This is a genomic window from Streptomyces griseosporeus (assembly GCF_014656055.1).
GTDB classification, from domain to species: domain Bacteria; phylum Actinomycetota; class Actinomycetes; order Streptomycetales; family Streptomycetaceae; genus Streptomyces; species Streptomyces griseosporeus.
On record NZ_BNBR01000006.1, the window covers coordinates 344907 to 366696 of the forward strand.

Consider the following 21790-nt stretch of genomic DNA (forward strand, 5'->3'; position numbering starts at 1 on the left):
GGAAGGTCCCTCACATCCGGAAGACGCCGAAGCCGCCGCGCGCGCCCTCGTAGGGCGCGGTGTGCAGGGCGGACAGGCACAGGCCGAGGACGGTGCGGGTGTCGCGCGGGTCGATGACGCCGTCGTCGTACAGCCGCCCGGACAGGAACATCGGCAGCGACTCGGACTCGATCTGCTGCTCCACCATGGCGCGCAGCGCGGCGTCCGCCTCGTCGTCGTACGGCTGTCCCTTCGCGGCGGCGGACTGGCGGGCGACGATGGACAGCACGCCGGCGAGCTGCTGCGGGCCCATGACGGCCGACTTGGCGCTGGGCCAGGCGAACAGGAAGCGCGGGTCGTAGGCGCGTCCGCACATGCCGTAGTGGCCGGCGCCGTAGGAGGCGCCCATGAGGACGGACAGGTGGGGCACGCGCGAGTTGGAGACGGCGTTGATCATCATCGCGCCGTGCTTGATGATGCCGCCCTGCTCGTACTCCCGGCCGACCATGTAGCCGGTGGTGTTGTGCAGGAACAGCAGCGGGATGTCGCGCTGGTTGGCGAGCTGGATGAACTGGGCCGCCTTCTGTGACTCCGCGCTGAAGAGCACGCCCTGCGCGTTGGCCAGGATGCCGACCGGATAGCCATGCAGCGCGGCCCAGCCGGTGACCAGGCTCGTGCCGTACAGCGGCTTGAACTCGTCGAAGTCGGAGGCGTCGACGATCCGGGCGATCACCTCGCGCGGGTCGAAGGGGACCTTCAGGTCGCCGGGGACGACGCCGAGCAGCTCCTCCGGGTCGTGCTTCGGCGGCTCGGCCGGCCCCGGGTCCGGGTACGCCTTGCGGTGGTTGAGGCGGGCCACCACGCGCCGGGCCTGCCGCAGCGCGTCGGGTTCGTCGACGGCGAAGTAGTCGGCGAGGCCCGACACGCGCGCGTGCATCTCCGCGCCGCCCAGGGACTCGTCGTCGCTCTCCTCGCCGGTGGCCATCTTCACCAGCGGCGGCCCGCCGAGGAACACCTTGGCCCGCTCCTTGACCATGATCACGTGGTCGGACATGCCGGGGATGTAGGCGCCGCCCGCGGTGGAGTTGCCGAAGACGACGGCGATCGTGGGGATGCCGGCCGCGGACAGCCGGGTCAGGTCGCGGAAGATCGCGCCGCCCGGGATGAAGATCTCCTTCTGGGACGGCAGGTCGGCGCCCCCCGACTCCACCAGGCTGATGCAGGGCAGCCGGTTGGCGAGGGCGATGTCGTTGGCGCGCAGCGCCTTCTTCAGCGACCAGGGGTTGGAGGCGCCGCCGCGCACGGTCGGGTCGTTGGCCGTGATCAGGCACTCCACGCCCTCGACGACGCCGATGCCGGTGACGAGGGAGGCGCCGACGGGGTAGTCGCTCCCCCAGGCGGCGAGCGGCGACAGCTCCAGGAACGGCGTGTCGGGGTCGAGGAGCAGTTCGATGCGCTCGCGGGCGAGCAGCTTGCCGCGCTTGCGGTGCCGTTCGACGTACTTCTCGCCGCCGCCCGCGAGCGCCTTGGCGTGCTCGGCGGCCAGCTCGTCGAGCTTGGCGAGCATGGCCTCGCGGTTGGCCCGGTAGTCGGGGCTCGCGGGGTCCAGGGCCGTCTGCAGAACCGTCACAGCAGAACCTCCGGGATGTCCAGGTGGCGGGCGCGCAGCCACTCGCCGAGGGCCTTGGCCTGCGGGTCGAAGCGGTGCTGGGAGGCGACGCCGGCGCCGAGGAGGCCCTCGACGACGAAGTTCAGGGCCCGCAGGTTTGGCAGCACGTGCCGGGTGACGGACAGGTCGCGGCTCTCCGGGATCAGCTCCCGGAACCGCTCGACCGTCAACTCGTGGGCCAGCCACCGCCAGGCGTCCTCGGACCGGACCCATACGCCGACGTTGGCGTCCCCGCCCTTGTCCCCGCTGCGGGCTCCAGCGACGAGCCCGAGGGGCGCGCGGCGGACCGGCCCCGACGGAAGGGGGGTCGGCAGCCCTGGTTCCGGTACGGCGGTGAGCGGGCGGCTGTCGGCGGGCGGGGCCACCGGGACGCGGCGCCCGTCCGGCAGGACCGCGGTGTGGGCGACGGCGTCCTGGGGGACGTACGCCGCCTCGAACACCCCGTACGGCGCTCCCTTCCCGGGCGGGGCGAGCACGTGGAAGCCGGGGTAGCCGGCCAGCGCCAGCTCCACCGCGGCCCCGCTGAGCGCCCGCCCGACGGCCTCCTGCCCAGGGTCCCGGACGACGAGCCGCAGCAGCGCGCTCGCCTCCTCCTCGGTGCCGGCGTCGGGCCGGTCGGTGCGGACGAGCGTCCAGCGGGCCTCGGCGACCTTGCCGAGGACGGGCTCCATCTGCGCCCGCACGAGCGCGGCCTTCGCCTCGATGTCCAGGCCGGTCAGCACGAAGACGACCTCGTTGCGGAAGCCGCCGAGCCGGTTGACGCCGACCTTGAGCGTGGGCGGCGGGGCCTCGCCGCGCACCCCGTCTACGCGGACCCGGTCGGGGCCGTCCTGGGTGAGCCGTACGGTGTCCAGCCGGGCGGTGACGTCCGGTCCCGCGTACCGGGCGCCAGCCGTCTCGTACAGCAGCTGGGCGGTGACCGTGCCGGTGTCGACGAAGCCGCCGGTGCCGGGGTGCTTGCCGATCACGCTGCTGCCGTCGGCGTGGATCTCGGCGAGGGGGAAGCCGGGCCGCCGCAGGTCCCGCTCCCCGTCGTTGAAGAAGGCGTAGTTCCCGCCGGTGGCCTGGGTGCCGCACTCCAGGACGTGCCCCGCGACGACGGCGCCCGCGAGCTGGTCGTGGTCCGTCGGCGCCCACCCGAAGCGGGCGGCGGCGGGGCCGGTGACCAGGGCGGCGTCGGTCACCCGCCCGGTGACGACGATGTCGGCGCCCGCGCGCAGGCACTCGGCGATGCCGAAGCCGCCGAGGTAGGCGTGGGCGGCGAGGGCGCCGGGGTGCCGCGCGGTGAGGTCGTCGCCCTCGACGTGCGCGACACGCACCGGGAGCCCGAGCTGCCCGGCCAGCCTCCGTACGGCGTCGGCGAGCCCCGCCGGGTTCAGCCCGCCCGCGTTGGCGACGATCCGCACCCCGCGCGCGTGCGCGAGCCCGAGACAGTCCTCCAGCTGCCGCAGGAAGGTACGGGCGTATCCGGCAGAGGGGTCCTTCAGCCGGTCGCGGCCGAGGATGAGCATGGTCAGTTCGGCGAGGTAGTCGCCGGTGAGGACGTCGAGGTCGCCGCCGGTGAGCATCTCGCGGAGGGCGTCGGAGCGGTCGCCGTAGAAGCCGGAGAAGTTGCCTATGCGCAGAGGGCCCTCCGGGTTCACCTGGCCTCCCCCTTGGGTGTACGTCCGCTGCCGGGCGGCCCCGCGAAGGCCTGGGCGATGTCCAGCCAGCGGTCGGCGTCCGGGCCGGTGGCGGTCAGGGCGAGGTCGGCGCGGTGGGCGCGCTGGGTGACGAGCCGGCAGAAGTCGACGGCGGGGCCGGTGACGCGCTGGGCGGCGTCGGGCGGGCCGTAGCTCCACGTGCCGCCGTCCGGGGCGGCCAGCTCGACACGGAACTCCTCGCTCGGCGGTGTCAGCCCGTGCGCCCCGAAGGCGAAGTCGCGGGTACGGACGCCGAGACGGGCGATGTGCCGGAGCCGGTCGGTGGGGGCGAGGTGAACGCCGAGCGCATCCGCGATGTCCAGGCCGTGTGCCCAGGTCTCCATCAGGCGGGCGGTGGCCATGGAGGCGGTGGACATGGGCGGCCCGTACCAGGGGAAACGGGCCCCGGGCGGGGCGGCGCGCAGGGCCCGGTCGAGCGCCGCGCGCCCCTTGCGCCAGCGGTCCAGCAGCTCGGCGGGCGGCAGCGCGGCACCCTCGTCGGCGCCCTCGTCGACGAAGGTGCCGGGGGCGGCGAGGGCCTTGTCGACCAGGGCGCGGAAGGCGTCGGCGTCGGTGACGGCGGTCAGCGCGGACTGGTCGGTCCAGGCGAGATGGGCGATCTGGTGGGCGACGGTCCAGCGGGGGGCGGGGGTGGGGAGCGCCCAGCGCTCCGGCGCCAACTCGGCCACGAGCCGGTCGAGTCGGTCGCTTTCCGCACGCAGGTCGTCGAGGACGGGCGTCGGGTCGGCCATGGGGGGAGCATGGCAGCGGGGCCGGAAACAATCAAGCATGCTTGCATGATTTTTGGGAGTCGGGGATCAGCGGGGCGGAAAGACCGCGGCGGCGGCCGCCCCACAGCCCAGAATCGCGTCGCTCGTGCCGTCCCGCGCCGGCTGCCCGGTGGAAATTGGCGCGCCCCGGCCGGGGCGGTCGTCGTAGCGTCGGCGCATGCTCGATGAAGACGGTTACTTCGGGGAGTCCGTCGCCGCGTCTTACGACGAGTCGTCGGCGGAGATGTTCGATCCGCGGGTCGTGGAGCCCGCCGTGGACGTGCTGGCCGAGTTGGCCGGGGCCCGGGGGCGGGCGCTGGAGTTCGGGGTCGGGACCGGGCGGGTCGCGCTGCCGCTGGCGGCGCGGGGCGTCGAGGTGCACGGCATCGACTTGTCCCGGGCGATGGTCGAGCGGCTGCGGGCCAAGCCGGGTGGGGACGGGATCGGCGTCACCATCGGGGACTTCGCGACCACCGAGGTCGAGGGGACGTTCTCCGTCGCCTACCTCGTCTACAACACGATCATGAATCTGACCTCGCAGGACGCCCAGGTCGACTGCTTCCGCAACGCCGCCGCCCATCTGGAGCCCGGCGGCTGCTTCGTCATCGAGGTCGCGGTGCCCGATCTGCGGCGGCTGCCGCCCGGGCAGGACGCGGTGCCGTTCCGGGTGGAGGAGGGGCGGCTCGGCTTCGACCTGTACGACGTCGCCACCCAGTCCGTCACCTCCCACCACGTCACCGTCAAGGACGAATGCGGGCGCCACCTGGCCGTCCCCTTCCGCTACGTCTGGCCCGCCGAACTGGACCTCATGGCCCGGCTCGCGGGGATGCGGCTGCGGGCGCGGTGGGACGGGTGGACGCGGAAGCCGTTCACCAGCGAGAGCCGGCAGCACGTGTCGGTGTGGGAGAAGTGCGTGAGCTGAGCCGCTCGGGGGCGCGCGTCAGCAGCCTTACGACCTCACAGCGTCACCAGGCAGTACAGGTGCTCGCCCGCCTTCCGGGCGCCGGTGGCCAGCGCGGCGAGGTTCGTCAGGAAAACGGCCAGGTCCTCGGGGTCGGCTTCCCCTCCGAACTCCTCGATGCGGGCCCAGTGCGGGGCCGTCTGCCGGAGGCGCTCCGGCGGCGCGGTCGCCAGGGCGTCGCGGAGTTCGTCGGTCAGGGTGAGCAGCCAGCGGCTGTCCGCCTCCGGGGAGCTGAGGAGGTCGTTGAAGCGGGGGCGTTCGACGATGTCGTCGTACGGAACCTCGGTGAGCAGGCTCTCCACGGCGCCCAGCTGGACGTACGGGTCCACGCCCTTGACCAGCAGGGTGGGGAACCCGGCCGCTTCCGGACCGCCGTCGAGCCCGTGGGCGGTGAGTGCCGTGTCGTCGCCGGGCGCACTGAAGTACGCGTAGAGGTTGCCCATGGGCCCATCCTCGCGGACGCCACCGACAAGCCCCTCACGCCTCCGGTGCCACCCGCCTCCGTCTGCCCACCTGGGTTCGCACCGCGCCCATGCTTGCCGCGATCACCAGGGCGATGGCTATCGCCTCCGTCGCGGCCAGCGACTGGTGGAGGATGAGGAAGCCCGCCGTGGCGGCGAGGGCCGGTTCCAGGCTCATCATGATCGCGAAGGTGGAGGCGGGGAGGCGGCGCAGGGCGAGGAGTTCGAGGGTGTAGGGCAGGACCGAGGAGAGGACGGCGACGGCGGCGCCCAGGCCGATGGTCACCGGGTCGAGGAGCTTCGTGCCGGACTCGGCGATGCCCAGCGGCAGGAACAGCACCGCGCCGACCGCCATCGCCAGGGCCAGGCCGTCGGCCTGGGGGAAGCGGCGGCCGGTGCGAGCGCTGAAGATGATGTACGCCGCCCACATCGCGCCCGCGCCGAGCGCGAAGGCGACGCCCAGCGGGTCGAGGCCGGAGAAGCCTCCGCCGCCGAGGAGGAACACGCCGGCCAGGGCGAGCCCGGCCCACACCAGGTTGATCGCGCGGCGGGAGGCGAGGACGGACAGGGCCAGCGGGCCCAGGACCTCCAGCGTGACGGCCGGGCCGAGCGGGATGCGGTCGACGGACTGGTAGAAGAGGCCGTTCATCGCGGCCATGGCGATGCCGAAGACGACGACCGTGCCCCAGTCGGTGCGGGAGTGGCCGCGCAGGCTCGGGCGGCACACCAGGAGCAGGATCACGGCCGCCACCAGCAGGCGCAGCGACACCACGCCCAGGGCGCCGGCCCGGGACATCAGCTTCACCGCGAGCGCCCCGCCGAACTGCACCGAGACGCCCCCGGCGAGCACCAGCCCGACGGGTCCCAGCGCGGCCCGGCGGGACAGGGCGGGTCCTGTGGAGTCGGCGGGGGTGGCGGTGGTGGTGGTCGGCGTCGCCGGGGTGGTCGAGGGGGCTTCGGGGGTGGTCACGGGCGGTTCCAGGGGATCGGCACGGAGTGTTCATCGTGATGCACTGCAGGGTCCAGAGTAATGGACCCCGTCAGGTGTGTGAAGGCTTTTAGGGGCTGACCTCCTTGTCGGCGTCGCCGTCCTCCAGACTCGCCGCCAGTACCTCCGCGAGGTGCCGGCCCCGCACCCCGGCCAGTTGTTCCAGCTGGGTGCGGCAGGAGAAGCCGTCGGCCAGGAGCACCGCGTCCTCGGGGGCGTCGCGCACCGCCGGCAGGAGCTGGTCCTCCGCGCAGGCGCGGGAGACCTCGAAGTGGCCCCGCGCGAAGCCGAAGTCACCCGCCAGGCCGCAGCAGCCGCCCGCCAGGTCGCCGGTGAGGCCGGCCGCCTCGCGCAGGCGGCGGTCGGCGCCGTCGCCGAGGACCGCGTGCTGGTGGCAGTGGGTCTGGCCGGTCGCCGGGCGGTCGACGCGGGGCGGGGTCCAGTGCGGCGCGTGGCGTTCCAGGGTCTCCGCGAAGGTCAGGACGCGGGCGGCCAGGCGGGCGGCGCGCGGGTCGTCGTGGAGCAGTTCCGGCAGGTCGGTGCGCAGGGCCGCCGCGCAGCTCGGCTCCAGCACGACGACCGGCGCCGCCGTCTCCAGCACCGGCTCCATCAGGTCCAGGGTGCGCCGCATGACCGCACGGGCCCGGTCCAGCTGGCCCGTGGAGACGTACGTCAGGCCGCAGCACACCCGGCCCCTGCCCCGCAGCAGGCTCAGCGGGTCCAGGGCGACCGTGCGGCCGTCGCCCACCGGGGGCCGCTTCAGGTGCAGCGTGGGCGGCAGCGCCACCCGCAGGCCCGCCGCCTCCAGGACCCGGACGGCAGCCCGGCCCACCGAGGGCGACAGGTGCTCGGTGAAGGTGTCCGGCCAGAGGATCACCAGGTCGCCGTCGCGCCGCGTGGCCCGGTGGCGCTCCCACCAGCGGGTAAACGGCTCCCGGGCCAGGCGGGGGATCGTCCGCTCCGGGGCGATGCCCGCGAGGCTTTTCGCCACCCGGGCCAGCGGGCGGGTCGCCGTCAGCGCGTTGAGCAGGCCGGCCGTGCGGGTGCGGGACACCCAGCGCAGCCACTGCGGCAGGCGGCCCATCGAGTAGTGGGCGGCCGGGCGGCGGCGCCCCGCGTAGTGCTGGTGCAGGAACTCCGCCTTGTACGTGGCCATGTCGACCTCGACCGGGCAGTCGGAGCGACAGCCCTTGCAGGACAAGCACAGATCCAGCGCGTCCCGCACCTCCTCGGACCGCCAGCCGTCGGTGACCAGCTCGCCGGCGAGCATCTCGTGCAGCAGGCGGGCCCGCCCGCGCGTGGAGTGCGCCTCCTCGCCCGTCGCCCGGAAGGACGGGCACATGACGGCCGGGCCGGACACGGTCGCCGTACGGCGCTTGGCCACGCCCACGCAGCGGCGGACCGCCGCCGAGAAGTCGCCGCCGTCGGCCGGGTAGCCGAAGGCGACCGGAACCGGCTCGCGGGGGAGGACGGAGAAGCGGAGGTGGGAGTCGAGGGGGGCCGGGCGGACCAGGACACCGGGGTTGAGGAGGTCGTCCGGGTCCCAGACGGCCTTGGCCCGCTCGAAGACGCCCACCAGCTCGGGGCCGTACATCCTCGGCAGGAGCTCCGCGCGGGCCAGTCCGTCGCCGTGCTCCCCCGACAGTGAGCCGCCGTGCGCCACGACCAGGTCGGCCAGTTCCCCGGCGAAGCGGCGGTAGCGGGCCACGCCCGCGTCGGTCACCAGGTCGAAGTCGATGCGGACGTGGATGCAGCCGTCCCCGAAGTGGCCGTACGGCGTGCCGCGCAGGCCGTGGGCGGCGAGCAGCGCGCGGAAGTCCCGCAGGTAGGCGCCGAGGCGGGCGGGCGGCACGGCGCAGTCCTCCCAGCCGGGCCAGGCCTCCGAGCCGTCCGGCATCCTGGTCGCCGTACCCGCCGCGTCCTCCCGGATCCGCCAGAGCGCCCGCTGCCCCGCCGGGTCGGTGACGATCGCCGCGTCCCCCGCGTCGGCGGCCCGCACGATCGCCTCCGCACGCGCGCGTGCCTCCCCCGGCGTCTGTCCGCCGGTCTCCACGAACAGCCAGGCACCGCCCGCCGGCAGGGCCGCCGCCGACGGCACCAGGTCGGCCGCCATGCCCTCCACCGTCAGCGGCCGGAACGGCAGCAGGCTCGCCGCCGCCTCGGCCGCCGCGCCCTCCTCGCCGTACCCCAGCACCGCCAGCGCACGCGCCCGCGGCGCCTCCACCAGCCGTACCTCGGCCTGGGTGAGAACGCCCAGCGTGCCCTCGCTGCCGCAGAAGGAGCGGGCCACGTCCGCGCCCCGCTCCGGCAGCAGCGCGTCCAGCGCGTACCCCGAGATGCGGCGGGGCAGGTCCGGGAAGCCCGTGCGCAAGCGGGCCAGTTCCCCCTCGACCAGCTGCCGCAGGCCCTCCGGGGCGCCCGCCCAGCCCCGCCCCAGCCGCAGGCGGGCACCGCGCGCGGTGATCACGTCCAGCTCCCGCACGCTGTCCGCGGTGGTACCCCAGGCCACCGAGTGCGAGCCGCAGGAGTTGTTGCCGATCATCCCGCCGAGCGTGCACCGGCTGTGCGTGGAGGGATCCGGGCCGAAGCGCAGGCCGTGCGGCGCGGCGGCCTCCTGGAGGCGGTCGAGGACCAGGCCCGGCTGGACGACGGCCGTGCGCTCCTCCGGGTCCAGCGATACCAGCCGGTTCATGTGCCGGGTGAAGTCCAGGACCACGCCCGTGCCCGTCGCCTGCCCGGCGATCGACGTGCCCCCGCCCCGGGCCACGACGGGCACCCCGTGCGTCCGGCACACCTCCAGTGCCGCGGCCACGTCGTCGGCGTCCCGCGGGGCGACCACGCCCAGCGGGACCCGCCGGTGGTTGGAGGCGTCCATGGTGACGAGCGCCCGGGCGGTGACATCGAAGGCCACATCCCCCCGGACGGCCTTGCGCAGCGCCTGCTCCAGATCCGACATGCCTCCAGCATGCATCCGCTCACCGTCACCGGACGTTGTCCACAGCCCCGCCCTCCCGCTCATATCGTCGTACGAATTCACGAGTCCATCCCGCGACGCGCTCGTCTCATCCGACGGACACGTTTCCGTCCGGTTTCGCCCAGCGGATACCCTCCGACTCGTGGCCGACATCCAGATTCCCGCTGACATCAAGCCCGCCGACGGTCGTTTCGGCGCGGGTCCCTCCAAGGTGCGGACCGAGGCGCTGGACGCCCTCGCCGCCACCGGAACCTCCCTCCTCGGCACCTCCCACCGGCAGGCCCCCGTCAAGAACCTGGTCGGGCAGGTCCGTGAGGGCATCCGTGAGCTGTTCCAGCTCCCCGAGGGCTACGAGGTCATCCTCGGCAACGGCGGCTCCACCGCCTTCTGGGACATCGCGACCCACGGCCTGATCGAGAACAAGTCGCAGCACCTCACCTTCGGCGAGTTCAGCTCGAAGTTCGCCAAGGCCGCCAAGCTGGCCCCCTGGCTCGCCGAGCCCACCGTCGTCTCCGCCGACCCGGGCACCCACCCCGAGGCGCAGGCCGAGGCCGGCGTGGACGTGTACGCGTTCACCCACAACGAGACCTCGACCGGTGTCGCCATGCCGATCAAGCGCGTCCAGGGGGCCGACGAGGGCGCCCTCGTCCTGGTCGACGCCACGTCCGGCGCGGGCGGCCTGCCCGTCGACGTCGCCGAGACCGACGTGTACTACTTCGCCCCGCAGAAGTCCTTCGCCTCCGACGGCGGCCTGTGGATCGGCGTCTTCTCCCCCGCCGCGATCGAGCGCGCCGAGCGGATCCACGCCTCCGGCCGCCATGTCCCGGAGTTCTTCTCCCTGCCGACGGCGATCGACAACTCCCGCAAGAACCAGACGTACAACACCCCGGCCCTCGCCACCCTCTTCCTGCTGAACCAGCAGCTGGAGTGGATCAACGGCCAGGGCGGTCTGGACTGGGCCACCGCGCGTACCAAGGACTCCTCGACCCGGCTGTACGCCTGGGCGGAGGAGTCCAAGTACGCCACCCCGTTCGTCACCGACCCGGCCAAGCGCTCGCAGGTCATCGGCACGATCGACTTCTCCGACGAGATCGACGCCGCCGCCGTCGCCAAGGTGCTGCGCGCCAACGGCATCGTCGACACCGAGCCGTACCGCAAGCTCGGCCGCAACCAGCTGCGCATCGCGATGTTCCCGGCGATCGACCCGGCGGACGTCGAGGCGCTGACCAAGTGCGTCGACTACGTGATCGAGAAGCTGTAGCCACCCCGGTACGACGAGGAAGGGCGCCCGGTCCACACCGGGCGCCCTTCTTCCTCCGTCCCGGCAGGGGCACGCGCGCGTGGCCGCCCGCCGCCTCTCACGGCACCAGCACGAGTTTCCCCGTGGTGCGCTTCGCCTCGATCGCCCGGTGCGCCTCGGCCGCCTCGGCCAGCGGGTACGTCCGCTCGACCGCGACCCGCAGCCGGCCCGTCTCGATGCGTTCGGTCACCGGCTCCAGCGCCTGCCCGGCCGGCTCCGCGGTCACCCACGCGTACCGCAGGCCACGGGCCGCGGCGGTCGCCTCGTCCACGCCCGGGTCGATCGCCGCGCCGACGAGCAGCCCGCCGGGCCGCAGCACGTCCAGCGAACGCCCCCCGTAGGCGCCCCCGACCAGGTCCAGCACGACGTCCACCTGCGCCACGGCGTCACGGAAGTCCACAGCGGTGTAGTCGACGAGCTCGTCCGCGCCCAGCTCCCGCAGCCAGTCATGCTTGGCCGGCCGCGCGGTCCCGATGACGTGCGCGCCGCGCTACGCGGCCAGCTGTACGGCGACATGCCCGACCCCGCCGGCCGCCGCGTGGATCAGCACCCGGTCACCGGGCCCGACCCGGCCCAGCGCGTCGAGGGCGGTCCAGGCGGTGACCGCGGCCAGCGGCACGGCGGCGGCGTGCGGCAGGTCCAGGTTCTTGGGCTTGGGGGCCAGCGCGGCGGCCGGGGCCGCCGTGTACTCGGCGTACGCGCCGCGCCGCGAGACCGGCAGCATGCCGTACACCTCGGCGCCCGGCGCGAACCGGGTCACGCCGGGTCCGACGCGCTCGACGACACCGGCCACGTCGTTGCCCGGCGTCCAGGGCAGCGCGACGAGGTCGGGCACCCGGCCGGACCGCAGCACCGCGTCCCCCGGATTGACCCCGGCACCGCCGACCCGCAGCAGCACTTCCCCGGCGCCGGGCTCCGGCACATCGGTCTCGGTACAGGTGAGGACCTCCGGGCCGCCGAACGCCGTCTGGACAATGGCATGCATACGCGTCATGCCTTCATCGTCGGGGCGGCCGACTCCCCGGCGGAAGAAGGCACTTCACAGATATCGAGGTTCCTCGTGGATACCGGCTTCGACCTGAGGAAACACGGCGGCGTGGACGTCTTCCTGCGCGACTGCCCCACCCGCGCGGTGCTGGAGCTGATCGCGAGCAAGTGGACCATGCTGGTGCTGGTGGCGATGGAGGACGGACGGCCCATGCGGTTCGCCGAACTGCGCCGGCGTCTGGACGGCGTCACCCCGAAGGTCCTGACCCAGACCCTGCGCGCGCTGGAGCGCGAAGGCCTGCTGACCCGCACCCTGTACCCGACGGTGCCGCCCCGCGTGGAGTACCGGCTGACCGGTCTGGGCCGCGAGTTGGGCGGGCTGATCCAGACCCTCACCGACTGGTCGCAGGCGAACATCACCGCCATCCGGGCCGCTCGCCGGGAGTTCGACGAACGCGCCGAACAGGAGACCGAACCCGTACGGCGATGAGGGCGCCCGGCACCGGGGCCGGGCGCCCCGCTCTCAGGAGGCCGTGCAGCTCACACTGGGCGCCGCCCCGCCCCCGGGCGCTCCCCCGAAGCCGAAGCTCGTCGAACCGCCGGCCGACAGCGCGCCGTTGTGGGCCGCGTTGGTCGCGGTGACGCTCTGGCCGGACTGGGTGACGGTCGCGTTCCAGGAGTTGGTGATCTTCTGGGTGCCGGAGTAGGTCCAGGTCACCTTCCAGCCGGACAGCGCGACGGTGCCCGTGTTGGTCACCTTCACCTCGGCGTTGAAGCCGCTGCCCCAGTCGTTGGTGACGGTGTACGTGGCGCTGCACGCGCGCGTGCCGTCACCGCCGCCGCCCCCGCCTCCTCCGCCACCGCCACCGGTGCCTCCGCCCGTGCTCGGGAACAGCGGCGCCTTGATGCTCTTGAGGTACCCGTCCTTGACGGTGTCGACGGTCGTCCAGTCGCTGTTCAGGATGCCGCCGGTGTCACCGGAGTTGGGGTTCAGGGACCAGTACGTCCAGTGGAAGGAGTCGGCGCCGTACGCCGACGTGGAGCGCAGGTACGTCACCAGCACGGCCAGCCACTTCTGGTCCACGGTCGACTGGAGGGTCGTACCGAACTCGCCGACCCACACGGGCGCGATGTTCTGCTTGAAGATGTAGCCCCAGTACTTGTCCCAGACGCCGGGCATGTTGTCCGGGAACGACGGGTCGCTGAACCAGGTCTGCTGGGCGACGCTGGTGGCGTAGTCGTGGGCGGAGTAGACGAGCCGGTTCGGCACGTCCAGCTGGACCGGGTACTGGGCGACGCCCATCAGGTTGCCGCCCCACCAGCCGGAGACGCCGTTGACGGTCTGCACACCCTCGACGAAGACCAGCAGGTCGGGGTTGACGGACAGCACGGCGTTCCCGCCGCGCTGGGCGGCCAGCCGCCAGTCCTTCGTGGTGTCGCCGCAGCCCCAGCAGGCCGGGTCGTGGGGCTCGTTGTGCAGGTCGATGCCGATGACGGTGTCCTGGCCCTTGTAGCGGGCGGCGAGCGACTTCAGGTTGGCGATCCACGTCGACTCGGGAACGGACGCCGTGTACCAGAGGGCGCTCTGGCCGGCGGAGTCGGGCCGGTGCCGGTCGAGGATGACCTTCAGGCCGTCCTGTCCGGCGTACGCCACGATCTTGTCCAGGACCTGCAGCGAGGTGAGGCCCGCCAGGTCGGCGTTCATGCCGCTGGAGGTGTTGACGCTGTCCGGCATGGTGCCGGGCTTGAGGATGTCGTCGCTGAAGGGGATGCGGAGGGTGTTGTAGCCCAGCGACCTCATCTGGTCGATCATGCTCTTGTAGTCGCGGGACCACAGGCCGTGGACGACGTGGTTGGACGTCTCGAAGCCGAACCAGTTGATCCCGGCGATACGCACCGGCTGCCCGGCCGCGTCCAGGATCTGCCGGCCGCTGGTGTGCCAGTAGCCGGCGCCGGGAGCGGCGGCGGCGTCGGCGGCGGCACCGGCTGTCTGCGCACCGGCCAGCGGTATCAGGAGCGCCGCGGCCATCGCGCACAACGCTCTTCGCACACTGCGGAACATGACGCAGGTTCCTCTCGGGGTAGCGCGGCCCCGGAACGGATGGGAGCGCTCCCATGCACCGCGCACCACCCAGGTAACTGGCGTCTCAGGAGAGCGTCAAGTCTTACGGCACAGTAGGGAGTTGGGACTTTCAGGAACGACGGAAGAGCCGGCGCGCGCCGAACAGGGCGGCGCAGACCACCGCCACGGCGAGGGCGCCGTTCCTCACCCCGTCGCCGGAGCCGCCGTCGTCGGAGCCGCCCGAGCTGCCGGAACCGCCCCGCGCGCCGGACGGCTTCCCGCCCCCGCCGGACCCGCCGCCCCCGGGCGCGTCCTCGGCCTCCACCTCGCTGTCGGCGCCCTCGCTGCCGTAGAGGAGCTTGGTGCCGTCGGCGGAGTAGGTGACGGACTCGCCCTGGCGCTGGAACGGCACGTCGAGCTGCTCGACCCGCTGGAGCCGGCCGCCGTGGAAGTCGTAGAGGATCCCGCCGAAGTAGCCGCGCACGGCGAGGCGTTCGCCGTCCGGGGACAGGGCGGCGTCGGTGGCCCACAGGTCGACGCCGGCGACGGGCCGGAAGATGTTGGCGCCGGAGGCGGTGAGGTGGGCGGGGCCCTCGTACAGATGGCCGCCGTCCTCGTTCTTGTCGACGATGTAGACGCGGCCGGTCTTCGGGTGGACGACCAGGGACTCGGCGTCGCGGGGCCCGTCGGCGTACTTCACGACGTACTGCGTGGCGCGCACGGTCGCGTCCTTGAGCTGCTTCGGCTCGGGCAGTTCGTAGATCCACACGTACGGCCACCGGCCGCCGAAGTTGTCGCCGATGTCCCCCACGTAGATGCGGTTGTCCGGGCCGATGGAGATGGCCTCGACATCGCGCGGTGAGCCGATGCCCTTGAGGGTGAGGGTGGCCAGGGTGCGGCCGGTGGCGCCGTCGACGGCGTACAGGTAGGGGCCGTCGTCGCTGTCGTTGTGCGTCCAGAAGACGCCCGGGTGCAGCCGGGAAGCGGCCAGGCCGCTGGACTCGGTGATGCGCGGGTCCTTGATCGTGAACCCCTCGTCCCCTCCGGCGGCGGACGCGGCGGGCGCGGCGAGGGCACCCAGGAGGAACGCGGCGGAGAGCAGGGCGAAGGGTCGGCGCATGGGTCAAGCGTGCCATTGCGCGGGCGGGTTCGGCTCAGGCGCTCGGTGGACCGGGGGCGTGGCAGGCCTCACACGCCGGGGCGGGCGTGGAGCGGCGCACGATCCCGCATCATGAGCGGATGCTCAGGTTGATGCCCGTCGGTGACTCCATGACGATCGGCAGCACGGGCGAGCACACATGGCGTTACCGCATGTGGCAACACCTGTGCGCGACGTACGGCGACCCGTTCACGCTGGTCGGCCCGCGCGAGACGCTGTACGACCAGCATGCCGGGGCCCCGGTGTCGTACGCCTACGCCGAACCGGACTTCCCGCGCGCCCACCTGGCCGGCTGGGGCGAGGGCTGGCTGCACATGGCGCCGCTCGTCGGGGACGCGGTACGGCGGCACCGGGCGGACGTGCTCCTGGTCTCCCTCGGCCTGATCGACCTCGGCTTCTACACGAACGCCGAGCAGACCGCCGAGAACGTGCGCCTCTTCGTGGCGGAGGCACGGGCGGCCAACGCGCGCGTGCGCATGGTGCTGCTGCCGGTCATCCCCAATGTGCGCGCGCTGAACGACGAGCCCTTCGCCGCGCAGGTGGCGTCCTTCAACGAGCTGCTGGCCAAGACGGTGGCCGACCTGGACGAGCCCCGCTCGCCACTGCTGCTGGCGTCGACGCCGGACGGCTGGGACATCGACGGCGACACCTACGACGGCACGCATCCCAACGCGAGCGGGGAGCGGAGGATCGCGGGGGCGTTCGCGGACGCCATGCACCAGGCGTGGGGGCTGGGCGGGGCGTACGAGGGGGCGTGAGCCTCCTTGGTGACGAGGAGGTGTGAGCCTCCTCGGTGACCTGGTCACCGTGCGTATCGTTGTACTGCGCGGCTGCGCTCGCATCGGGGCAGCCGGCGAGGAGCGCCACGATGACCGTCGTCGAAGACAGGATCGAGATGGCCGATGACAGCGGCGAGCTGACTCTGGACGACCTGTTCGAGTCGCTTGAGCGGACCACCCCCGAGGGCTACAAGGTCGAGATCGTCGAGGGGGCCATCTTCATGTCGCCGCAGCGGGACACGCACTGGGAGATCATTCTCGACATCATCGAACAACTGAGGACCAAGTACCCCCGCAAGCGGGTCAAGTCCGACGTCCGCATCGACTACCCGGGGCACCTCAACGGTTTCGCGTCCGACGTGACGCTGGTGGCGGAGGGCGCCGAGAAGACGCCCGCCGGGCTGTGGCGGTGCAAGGACGTCGAGTTCGTCGCCGAGGTGATCTCGAAGGGGACCGCGCAGAACGACTACGGCCCCAAGAAGGCGGCGTACGCCGTCGCCGAGGTGCCCGTCTACCTGGTCGCCGACCCCTACCAGGGCAAGTGCCACCTCTATACCCAGCCCAAGGACGGCGACTACGTGAGCGAACTGACCGTCGCCTTCGGAGCGGACGTCGACATGGCCACGACGCACCTCGGCCTCACCCTGCGGACGGACGAGTTTCCCCGGGACTGACAGCGGAGGTCCGCAGCAGGTCGGCGTAGACGATGATGTTGTCCGGGCGGTGACCGTCGCGCAGGTCGCCGCCGCAGGTGATGACGCGCAGTTCGGGGCGGGCGGTGTCGCCGTAGACGCGCTGGGTTGGGAAGTGCTCCTTGTCCACCTGCTCCACGGTGCGTACGGCGAAGACGGCGGCGGAGCCGTCGGCGCGGTCCACGGTGATGGTGTCCCCCGGGTGGATCCGGGCGACGTCCCGCAGCACGGCGGGTCCCTCGACGGTGTCGAAGTGGCCGATCAGGACCGCCGGCCCGGTCTGTCCCGGCGTGACGCCCTCCCGGTACCAGCCGATACGGTCGGCGTCCGCCACGGACGGCACCTCGACACTCCCGTCGGCGGCCAGGCCGAGTTCCAGGACGGGCGCGGTGTCGACACCGGCGGCGGGGATACGGACGCGGACGGGCTTGGAGGCGGCGAGGGGGGCCGGCGGGGACGCGAGCACCGACGCCGTCGGGGTGGGGGCGGGGGTGGCCGCCCGGGCCGGGGCGGCGATGTTCGCGCCCGCTTCGTGGGCACGGGGAGCCGGGTCGCCGTCGTGCAGTGCGGTGACGGTCATCCACCCGCCGACGACGAGCGCGGCCGAGGCCACCGCCCCGACCCAGATCAGGCGGGGGCGGGAGGGGGCGGGGGCGGTGGCGTTCACGGTGTTCCTCGGCTGCTGACGGGGGGTCGGCTGGTGACGGTAAGTCAGATACGGCTGCTGCTACGGCGCCGGCGCACCGCGTAGCCCAGGCCGAGGACTCCGACGGCAGCCGTGGCGGCACCGCCCGCGAGCAGCGGGGTGTCGATGCCCGTGCCGCCGCCCTCGACGCCTGCGGCGACGCCGCCGACCGGGACGGTCTTGGTCTGGGTGGTGGTCGTGGTGGTCGTGGTGGCCGTGGTGGCCGTGTCGGCGGGCTTGGTGGTTCCGGCGCCCGTGTTCACGCAGTCCTTGGGGAGAGCGGGGAAGGGGGTCTCACGCCAGGGGGAGTCGCCGCCCTGGTTGTTGTCGAGGAAGACGGGGGTGGTGGTGTCGGCGCGCTTGATCCACAGGCCGTGTTCCTGGTCCTCCGGGTGGGCACGGTCGACGCTGGCGACGACCTTGCCCTCGTCGGTCTTCAGTACGGCCTTGGGGCCGGCGTCGAGGCTGTTGGTCAGGTCGACCGTCCAGCCGCCGAAGCGGGAGGGGATGGTCTGGAGCACCGTGCACTTGCCGATGACGGTGATGGGGCCGGTGCCCGGTTCGAGGACGGGCGGGGGCTTGGGCTTGTCGGTTCCGGTGGTCGGCTTGGGCGTCGGCGTCGGCTCCGGCTTCGGCTCCGTCTTGCCGCAGTCCTTCGGCAGGGCCGGGAACGGCGTCTCACGCCACGGCGCGGGGTCGCCCTGCGAGCGGTCGAGGAAGACGGGGGTGGTGGTGTCCGCGTCCTTGATCTTCATCCCGTTGGTCAGGTCCTCCGGGTGGGCGCGGTCGACCGTGGCGACGGCCTTGCCCTGGTCGTCCTTCAGTACGGCGGAGGGGCCGGCGTCCAGGCTGTTGGTCAGGTCGACCTTCCAGCCGCCGTAGGAGGCGTCGATCGTCTGCGTGACGGTGCAGTGCGCGGCGGTGCCGGAGGTGGTGGCGGAGGTGGTGCCGGTGCCTTCGGCGAAGGCGACGGCGGGGGTGAGGAGCGCGCCGGCGAGCGCGGCGGTGGCGACGGCGGCGCGGAGGACGATGCGGTGGCGTGACAGACCGCTGGACATGGAAGCCCCCAGGAGGAAATGACGTGGATGAACGGCACGACCCGCGCGGTTTTCCTCCGGTCCCCCCGGTCGGCCCTGGCGGTGTGCGATGTGATCAGTGTGCGGCCCGAGCGATCTTGCTCACATAGGGGAACCGTCACCACCGTGTAACAACCACGCGGTACCCGCGTCGAGTTGGGGGCGTACTGCTGACGTGGACTGGATGGTTGCCGTGGGGGCCGCCCGCTTCTCGGCCAGTGTCGTGCTTCCACGACCCGAGTCAAGGGCGCTCCACTCCGCTGCGCTGCGCTCCGCGTCGCCTACGGCGATCGGCCTACCGGCCGACCCTTGACACGGGCCGCGGAATCACGGGGAAGAAGCGAGCGAGCGGCCCGGAAAGCGGGTGGCCGAGGCGAGCCCACCCCTACCGGCGCTGCGTAGTCCCGCCGATTGCCGGGACGCGACCGCGCCTCGCCAGCACGCCGGGTCGGCTTAGCGGCTATCCGCCGGTGGTGGCGGGTGCGCACCCCCACCCCACCAGCACGCCGGGAGGGCTCGGCGGCCACCCGCCGGTGGGCCGGTGGGCGGCGATCGGCGGCGATTGGGACGAAGCTTCCATGTGCGCCACCCCCAGCCCGGGCCCGAGGCCCCTCGCATGCAAGGTCCGCGCCAATCATGCCCATCACCCCTCCCGAGCACCCGCTCCCCACCACCGAAAGCCGCCGAACCCACCCGGCGTCCTCGTGAGGTGCGGACGCGCCACCCCCACCGGCGGACAGCCGCCGCACCCGTCCGGCGTGCAAGCGAGGCGCGACCGCGCACCCCCCACCTGCCGTCAGCCGCCAAGCCGTCCCGGCGTGCAGGCGAGGCGCGAACGCGTCCCCCAGCCCACGGCCACAGGTCAACGCCGCCAAGGGCCCGAAGGGGTCGGGCCCCCCGCTCCCCTCCGGCCGCTCGCTCGCTTCTCCCCCGTGCTGGAGCGGGGTGTGTCAAGGGGCGGCCGGCAGGCCGATCGCCGTCAGGCGACGCGGAACGCAGCGCAAGCGGAGTGGAGCGCCCTTGACTCACCCCGCTCCAGCACGACAATGGCCCAGAAGCGAGCGGCCCCACGGTCACCTCACCACGCCGGTCGCCTTCCCCACCGCCTCCCGCAACAGCCCCCCTTCCACGAACGGCACCCTCGCCGACGGTTCCGACCGCCAGACCAACGGCCATGTCACGCCGGTCAGCGCCGGTATGCCGACGTACGCGCGAAATTCTGGAGACGACCGAGCACAGTCGGCTCGCCTACGTAGAAGGGCCTAGCGGCGGCTACTTCGTCAGTGAACAGCCGGACCTCACAGAGCTGTTCGCCCGGTATGGCATTCTGCGAGCGCAGGCTCTCAGCCCCGAGGAGTCCGCCAAGCTGATCGAAGAGGTGGCACAGGGACTATGAGCGCGGACCTCCAATGGTTCAAGAGCAGCTATAGCGGCGACCAGGGGGAATGCCTGGAGGTCGCCCTGGAATGGATGAGGTCGAGCTGGAGTGACGGCGAGGGCGAATGCGGAGAGATAGCCTCCTCGACTCACACCATCCACATCCGCGACTCCAAGAACCCCACCACGCCCCACCTCACCATCTCCCCCACTGCCTGGGCCGCCTTCCTGCGGAACAGTGCGGCCATGACGGACACGGTGAACGCGGCCCTGGAGGGTGCCATCAAGCGCCGTAAGCGAGCGTCCTTTCTGGGCTGGCTGGCAGAAGGTGGGCTGCCGGACCTCACTGGCCCGATCGAGCGCCCGGCCGACACCCGGCAGTGAGCCACCGTCCTGCCATACGACGGCGACTACCCCGGATGAGGACCCCCCTTGCTTCGAGCGCACTCCACGTCGTTGGCTGAGTAACCATGAAGTACACGCAGCTCGGACGCACCGGACTCAAGGTCAGCCGACTCGTCCTCGGCACGATGAACTTCGGTCCTCAGACCGACGAGGCCGACAGTCACGCCATCATGGACGCGGCGCTGGACGCGGGGATCAACTTCTTCGACACCGCCAATGTGTACGGCTGGGGCGAGAACAAGGGCCGTACCGAGTCGATCATCGGCAACTGGTTCGCCAAGGGTGGCGGGCGGCGCGAGAAGACCGTCATCGCCACCAAGGTGTACGGCAACATGGACCCGGACGGCGGCGCCGTCTGGCCCAACCACGACAAGCTCTCCGCGGTGAACATCCGGCGGGCCGTGGACGCGTCGCTGAAGCGGCTGCAGACGGATTACATCGACCTGTACCAGTTCCATCACATCGATCGGGCGACCCCGTTCGAGGAGATCTGGCAGGCCATCGACGTCCTGATCCAGCAGGGCAAGATCCTCTACGTCGGCTCCAGCAACTTCCCCGGCTACAAGATCGCCCAGGCCAACGAGATCGCCGCCCGCCGCGGCGGGACCATCGGACTGGTCAGCGAGCAGTGCCTGTACAACCTCTTCGAGCGCCGCGCCGAGATGGAGGTCATCCCGGCCGCGCAGGACTACGGCCTCGGCGTCATCCCGTGGTCGCCGCTGCACGGCGGCCTGCTCGGCGGTGTGATCAAGAAGGAGGCGCAGGGCGGGCGCCGGACCAGTGGCCGGGCCGCCGAGACGCTCGCCGATCCGGCGAAGCGCGCGCAGCTCCAGGCCTACGAGGACCTGGTCGACAAGCACGGCCTGGAGCCCGGCGAGGTCGCCCTGGCCTGGCTGCTGACCCGGCCCGGCGTCACCGGACCGATCGTGGGCCCGCGGACGGCCGAGCAGCTTCAGTCGGCGCTCAGGGCGTCCGAGCTGGAGCTGAGCGAGGAGCTGCTGGGCGCGCTGGACGACGTGTTCCCGGGTCCGGGGCCGTCCCCGGAGGCCTTCGCCTGGTAGGCGAGCCGAAGAGCAGGCAGGATCGCGCGACGGTGGTCGGCACAGGTTTCTACCTGCCGACCGCCGCCGCCACGATCACCACCACGAACATCAGCACGAGCGCACCGGCCATGATCCGGTTCCGGGTCTTCGGGTCCACGCCCCGAGCCTAACCGGCCCCGCCGAGCGGCCAGCGCGCGACCGCCTCGTAACGGGGCTCCTCGCCGGGCACCCCCGAGCGGGGCAGCCGGCTGCGGACCAGGACCAGCTCCTCCACCGTCCACGGCTGCCCGGCGAAGGTGCGCAGCGCCTCCACGTACGGTCGTACGTCCACGGCGCGGCGGCTGCGCGCGACCGTGAGGTGGGCCTTGTAGCGTCGGTGCTCCCCCATGTCCACGCCCGCCCTGCGGCCCGCCGCCTCGGCCCGGTCGGCGAGCAGCCCCAGCGTCGTCACGTCGCCGTCGGCGCCGGTCCACAGGGCGCGGCCGTGCCCGAACTGGCCGCCGCCGCTCAGCGCCAGCGAGAACGCCTCCGTGCGGTGCGCGGCGCGCTCCAGCCTGGCCGACAGCTCCGGCACCACGTCGTCGGCCACCTCGCCGTAGAAGGCGAGGGTGAAGTGCCAGCCGGGGCGGCCCGTCCAGCGCAGCGCGTCCGCGTCGGGCAGTGTCCGCAACCCGGCCACGGCGGCGGCCAGTTCCTCGGTGGCCGGGTCCGGGGGCAGTATGGCGGCGAAAAGTCTCATGC

The 21790-nt window shown here is 72.7% G+C and carries 21 protein-coding genes; 8 read left to right on the forward strand and 13 right to left on the reverse strand.

Annotated elements, in window-relative coordinates; genetic code table 11:
• Positions 1–10: 10 nt before the first annotated feature.
• From IE308_RS28145 to IE308_RS28155, 3 genes are read right to left on the reverse strand one after another with little or no spacing between them, the layout of a single operon-like run.
• Positions 11–1609, reverse strand: coding sequence for an acyl-CoA carboxylase subunit beta (locus IE308_RS28145; RefSeq protein ID WP_190220066.1), 1599 nt, complete (start codon positions 1607–1609; stop codon positions 11–13).
• Complete coding sequence (locus tag IE308_RS28150; RefSeq protein WP_190220067.1) at positions 1606–3291, reverse strand: acyclic terpene utilization AtuA family protein; 1686 nt, start codon at positions 3289–3291, stop codon at positions 1606–1608. Before IE308_RS28150 ends, IE308_RS28145 begins: the two co-directional genes overlap by 4 nt.
• On the reverse strand, positions 3288–4082 hold the full coding sequence (locus tag IE308_RS28155; RefSeq protein WP_190220068.1) for a TIGR03084 family metal-binding protein: 795 nt from the start codon (positions 4080–4082) through the stop codon (positions 3288–3290). The genes IE308_RS28150 and IE308_RS28155 overlap by 4 nt, the downstream gene beginning before the upstream one ends.
• A 196-nt stretch (positions 4083–4278) precedes the next feature.
• Between IE308_RS28155 and IE308_RS28160 the strand changes: the two genes are divergently transcribed.
• Entirely contained in the window at positions 4279–5022 is a 744-nt protein-coding gene (locus tag IE308_RS28160; protein ID WP_190220069.1) for a class I SAM-dependent DNA methyltransferase, read from the forward strand.
• Positions 5023–5057: 35 nt separating this feature from the next.
• On the opposite strand, the gene IE308_RS28165 is transcribed toward IE308_RS28160, so the two are convergent.
• The 3 genes from IE308_RS28165 to IE308_RS28175 all read right to left on the reverse strand — a co-directional run bounded on the left by IE308_RS28165 (position 5058) and on the right by IE308_RS28175 (position 9466).
• On the reverse strand, positions 5058–5504 hold the full coding sequence (locus IE308_RS28165; protein ID WP_190220070.1) for a hypothetical protein: 447 nt from the start codon (positions 5502–5504) through the stop codon (positions 5058–5060).
• A gap of 34 nt (positions 5505–5538) precedes the next feature.
• A complete protein-coding gene (locus IE308_RS28170) occupies positions 5539–6492 on the reverse strand; it encodes an EamA family transporter (RefSeq protein WP_190220071.1) in 954 nt (317 codons plus the stop codon).
• Positions 6493–6580: 88 nt separating this feature from the next.
• On the reverse strand, positions 6581–9466 hold the full coding sequence (locus IE308_RS28175) for an FAD-binding and (Fe-S)-binding domain-containing protein (protein ID WP_190220072.1): 2886 nt from the start codon (positions 9464–9466) through the stop codon (positions 6581–6583).
• A gap of 160 nt (positions 9467–9626) precedes the next feature.
• Here IE308_RS28175 and serC point away from each other — a divergent pair, with 160 nt between their 5' ends.
• Positions 9627–10745 carry a phosphoserine transaminase gene (gene serC, locus IE308_RS28180; protein WP_110628828.1) on the forward strand — a complete coding sequence of 373 codons (1119 nt, stop codon included), beginning with the start codon at positions 9627–9629 and terminating at the stop codon, positions 10743–10745.
• Positions 10746–10842: 97 nt separating this feature from the next.
• Here the strand turns inward: serC and IE308_RS37360 are convergent, their stop codons facing one another.
• On the reverse strand, positions 10843–11259 hold the full coding sequence (locus tag IE308_RS37360; RefSeq protein WP_308440130.1) for a zinc-binding dehydrogenase: 417 nt from the start codon (positions 11257–11259) through the stop codon (positions 10843–10845).
• 15 nt (positions 11260–11274) lie between these two features.
• Complete coding sequence (locus IE308_RS37365; protein WP_308440129.1) at positions 11275–11778, reverse strand: alcohol dehydrogenase catalytic domain-containing protein; 504 nt, start codon at positions 11776–11778, stop codon at positions 11275–11277.
• A 66-nt stretch (positions 11779–11844) separates the two neighbouring features.
• Between IE308_RS37365 and IE308_RS28190 the strand changes: the two genes are divergently transcribed.
• Positions 11845–12261, forward strand: a complete 417-nt coding sequence (locus IE308_RS28190) for a winged helix-turn-helix transcriptional regulator (protein ID WP_229909188.1) — start codon at positions 11845–11847, stop codon at positions 12259–12261.
• A 33-nt stretch (positions 12262–12294) separates the two neighbouring features.
• On the opposite strand, the gene IE308_RS28195 is transcribed toward IE308_RS28190, so the two are convergent.
• Positions 12295–13833 (reverse strand): cellulase family glycosylhydrolase, encoded by a 1539-nt coding sequence (locus tag IE308_RS28195; RefSeq protein WP_190220074.1) that lies wholly within the window; start codon positions 13831–13833, stop codon positions 12295–12297.
• A gap of 130 nt (positions 13834–13963) precedes the next feature.
• Positions 13964–14953: a WD40 repeat domain-containing protein gene (locus IE308_RS28200; RefSeq protein ID WP_190220075.1), complete on the reverse strand. Its 990-nt coding sequence runs from the start codon at positions 14951–14953 to the stop codon at positions 13964–13966.
• 119 nt (positions 14954–15072) lie between these two features.
• On the opposite strand from IE308_RS28200, the gene IE308_RS28205 reads away from it, so the two are divergent.
• Complete coding sequence (locus tag IE308_RS28205; RefSeq protein WP_190220076.1) at positions 15073–15750, forward strand: GDSL-type esterase/lipase family protein; 678 nt, start codon at positions 15073–15075, stop codon at positions 15748–15750.
• A 110-nt stretch (positions 15751–15860) separates the two neighbouring features.
• Positions 15861–16445, forward strand: a complete 585-nt coding sequence (locus tag IE308_RS28210; protein ID WP_190220077.1) for a Uma2 family endonuclease — start codon at positions 15861–15863, stop codon at positions 16443–16445.
• Here IE308_RS28210 and IE308_RS28215 read toward each other — a convergent pair.
• Together IE308_RS28215 and IE308_RS28220 are read right to left on the reverse strand one after the other, a co-directional pair.
• The gene (locus tag IE308_RS28215; protein ID WP_190220214.1) at positions 16411–17043 is read right to left on the reverse strand and encodes a class F sortase; all 633 of its coding nucleotides are present in this window, start codon (positions 17041–17043) and stop codon (positions 16411–16413) included. The genes IE308_RS28210 and IE308_RS28215 overlap by 35 nt on opposite strands.
• 131 nt (positions 17044–17174) lie before the next feature.
• Positions 17175–18206, reverse strand: a complete 1032-nt coding sequence (locus IE308_RS28220; protein ID WP_190220078.1) for a hypothetical protein — start codon at positions 18204–18206, stop codon at positions 17175–17177.
• Positions 18207–19398: 1192 nt separating this feature from the next.
• Between IE308_RS28220 and IE308_RS37075 the strand changes: the two genes are divergently transcribed.
• From IE308_RS37075 to IE308_RS28230, 3 genes are all read left to right on the forward strand, one after another.
• Positions 19399–19620, forward strand: coding sequence for a Scr1 family TA system antitoxin-like transcriptional regulator (locus IE308_RS37075; protein ID WP_229909192.1), 222 nt, complete (start codon positions 19399–19401; stop codon positions 19618–19620).
• Entirely contained in the window at positions 19617–19985 is a 369-nt protein-coding gene (locus IE308_RS37370) for a DUF397 domain-containing protein (RefSeq protein WP_190220079.1), read from the forward strand. The genes IE308_RS37075 and IE308_RS37370 overlap by 4 nt, the downstream gene beginning before the upstream one ends.
• 86 nt (positions 19986–20071) lie before the next feature.
• Entirely contained in the window at positions 20072–21067 is a 996-nt protein-coding gene (locus tag IE308_RS28230; protein ID WP_190220080.1) for an aldo/keto reductase, read from the forward strand.
• Positions 21068–21215: 148 nt separating this feature from the next.
• On the opposite strand, the gene thpR is transcribed toward IE308_RS28230, so the two are convergent.
• Positions 21216–21788: an RNA 2',3'-cyclic phosphodiesterase gene (gene thpR / locus IE308_RS28235; protein WP_190220081.1), complete on the reverse strand. Its 573-nt coding sequence runs from the start codon at positions 21786–21788 to the stop codon at positions 21216–21218.
• Positions 21789–21790: the final 2 nt, after the last annotated feature.